Origin of the sequence: Arthrobacter sp. H35-D1 (genome assembly GCF_030063185.1) — a bacterium.
Classification (GTDB): domain Bacteria; phylum Actinomycetota; class Actinomycetes; order Actinomycetales; family Micrococcaceae; genus Specibacter.
Genome location: NZ_JASISP010000079.1, coordinates 1 through 788, shown reverse-complemented (window position 1 = coordinate 788; position 788 = coordinate 1). Strand labels below are relative to the sequence as shown.

The window sequence follows — 788 nt, the reverse complement described above, 5'->3', positions numbered from 1 at the left end:
GCGACGGAATGTCCTGGCTCACCCTGCACATCCCCACCATCAGCGCCGAAGCCATCTGGGTCCACGCCACCCGCACAGCACGCACCATCAAACACAACAACACCACCGGACCAGGCAACAACAACGATGGCAACGGCGGCAAGCCCGGCCGGGGCAGCCAGCAGAACGATAACGGCAGCGGGGAGCACCGCACCCTGGCACAACTACGCGTCGACGTCGCCACCACCCTCCTCCTCAACCAACAACCCCTCCCCACCCCAGCCAGCAACACCGACAACGGCCACACCGGCCACGACAACGCCGATGCTGGTGACAACGGCAATGCTGGTGCCGGAAAGAACCACTCAGGAAGCAATGCTAGCCACGGTGACGCCAGTACTGGCGGCATGGGCAGCCACAGCAACGATGGGGATGGTTCAGAGCCCCCGAACCAGGCCGGCGACGTCCCGTTCGGTGCGAACTCCGCTTTCGGTGTCTCACTCATCGAAGAAGCACCCCCATGGGCACACCGCAACCCCACAAACGACGACGACAACAACGACACAGTCGCTCCCGACGCCGACAACGCCGACAGTACAAAATCCGCTGACAACAAAACCAGCAAAGCCAGCACCGACCGCCCGGACAGTGCAGGAGCCGCAAGCGCTAGCGACAACGAAGTTGCCGCCACCGGCAAAAGTGGTCCTGGCAAGAGCAAGGCTAATGAAACCACCACCGATGGTGCTACAGGGTCCGCGACCAGCGGTAGCAAGGGCAAAACGACCGGTACTGGCATGACCAGCGACGAA

1 pseudogene is annotated in these 788 nt (G+C 62.7%); it reads left to right on the top strand.

From position 1 onward, the window contains the following. Window positions 1-788 (top strand): annotated as a pseudogene (locus tag QMG25_RS20370) (hypothetical protein); the annotation flags it as partial.